The organism is Microvirga sp. GN3 (assembly GCF_055792825.1).
Genome location: NZ_JBVVAK010000349.1, coordinates 1 through 2,216 on the forward strand (window position 1 = coordinate 1; position 2,216 = coordinate 2,216).

Annotated in this window: 1 protein-coding gene; it reads left to right on the plus strand. The window is 55.3% G+C overall.

From position 1 onward, the window contains the following. The first annotated feature begins 579 nt into the window (after window positions 1-579). A complete protein-coding gene (locus ACS5Q1_RS47675; RefSeq protein ID WP_473104747.1) occupies window positions 580-825 on the plus strand; it encodes a hypothetical protein in 246 nt (81 codons plus the stop codon). Window positions 826-2,216: the final 1,391 nt, after the last annotated feature.

The window sequence follows — 2,216 nt, forward strand, 5'->3', positions numbered from 1 at the left end:
GCGGTCGATCCCTCCGCGATCTCGATCCGGTACACCGAAGGCGAGACCAAGTGGCAGGCGACGATGAACGCGGACCTTGAGCAGCTGAAATCCGCCCCGGAGTTCCGGTATGAAGGCAAGTGGAAGCGATAATCGCCTGAGGAGACAATGATAACCTCCGTAGGCCGGGAACGCACTGGGTCCTGATGCCCATTCGTTTTGGCCGCTCCGTTGTCCAAAGCATGCCGGTTGCTCAGGATCATAAGCTGGATCTGCGACCTCCCTTAACCCAGCCGTCCCGAACGTCACCATCCCACCATGATGCAAGAGCCATATGCTCGGATGATGTCGAGCTTCGATGCACCGGCCTGTCTGGTCTTTTGGCCTGACAATGACGGAATGGTCCGAGGTGGGGACTTTCCCTCTCAGGCGGGCACTTGCCACCATGAGCCGGGACGACCTGCCGCGCGTTCCTTGCATCCTGACGGGGAGTGGTAGGATCATTCGACACAGGCACATTGCTTCGCTGCTCGCGCGGCGTCACATAATGGGTGCCCGACATCAGAAGGCTCTCGTCATCCGTTGGAAAGGACAAGCTAAGTGAGCGATCTCGACCTCGACGAACCGGTCCAGATAAGCTGGCTTGCTCCCGACGAACCAACCCGGCACGAGACGGGAGATCCTGGGACCGTCCGATCCTTCAACACTCTCCGCGATGCTGTCGTTTTTGCACTCGAAGGCTTGCCAGAGCGGTACCGTGAAAGCGTCCGGATTAAACCTTCCAGCGGAGCCTCGCTCGATATCGGCCAAGCCAGGCGAATTTACTCAGAGATCGTCAAGCCCTGACGGGCAATCGTCGTAAGCAATCTCCCATCCATACTGCGGACGGCCACCCCTTGCGCCGTTGCTGGAGACAGTGATCGATGCCGTGCTCAACCGACAGGTCGATACAGCGCGTTTGGGCTGGAATCGTTCATTGTCGGGTGGCGTTTAGGAAGGTGCGAGCCGCTGTGACTGCAGCCTCGGGCTGCTGCTCCATTCGCCAGTGACTGGCACCGGGGATCATTGCCTCGCGGATGATTGACGCGGCAAACCACATAACAGCCGCTATGGTCGGCCTGAAGGACTTCTGCCACCGACTGCAAGCACCGGCATGATCTGCTTGCCGCGCTCAAGGGAGCTTGTCACGGGCGTCTGATTTGGAGAGGATCGCCAGTTTGGCAATGCTGCTTTTCAACAGCATCTTCTCCCCGGGGTTCACCCGATCCGGATGATCGGTCCACGCCCGATGAGCTCGCGTGCGGTGCAGCCTTCAGAACTCTGGCTCTGCGGAGTTCTCTAGGATTGCGGAAACCGTATGACATGACCGTTCAGCCGCATCGTCCCCACGCCAAGATCCTCTTGCAACTGGGACTCCCAGACAACTCGGTCATAGGTCTGGTCAGCGCTCCGGACTGATATTGGGGCTCGCGGTTTCCGCCAGGGACTAAGTAGACAATCTCATAGCCGCCCCTCCAAATATCGTTGGGTGCATAATCCTCAGCATAGCTGACGGGCTGTCCTACAGCGTAGCGGTGCTTTCTCATGATGAGCTCCTCTCTGAGGAGACTGTCAAAAAATGATCGTTCCCCTCGGTTGTCACCATGACCAGCCGTGCACGATGATGAAGTACATGGCGATTGAGGCTCCGATGAGAACCACAATCAACGTGACGACCAGCGGATCATTGCTTCAGGGCAAGTGGGATTTGTTGAATATCTCTTCGTTATCATCTTTTTGAATGGAGTCGTTTTACCGGCTTCTTCCAAATGCCCACCTCGTACACAACGAGGCAGCCAGCGATTAACAACACGGAGAAAAGTGCTTGGCTTAACATTGCGGAGTTCCTCCGATGAATCAGGCTGCTTGCCAGGCAAAAATGTCTAACAAAAATGTCTAATTATCAAATCGACTGTCAAACAAAGAGTATACGCTCTTGTAAAGCATCAGATACCAAATCTACTTGTTTTCGGTTTTATTTATTTGAGCCGATGTAATTGTCCGATCCGTTCCCATATTATTTATGACGGAGTTGCTATTTTCTGTCGTTTTCGCTTTAGGCCAAGGTTGGTCTGAGAGGATGTGGCCCCGTGTGGAGGCCCGCCATGTGTCTGAGCAAAAGCGTTACGTTCGATCTTGAGCATTACCAGGATCATGATCACCCGGGCCTCACGCCTCACGCGATGCAGATCGCGCAA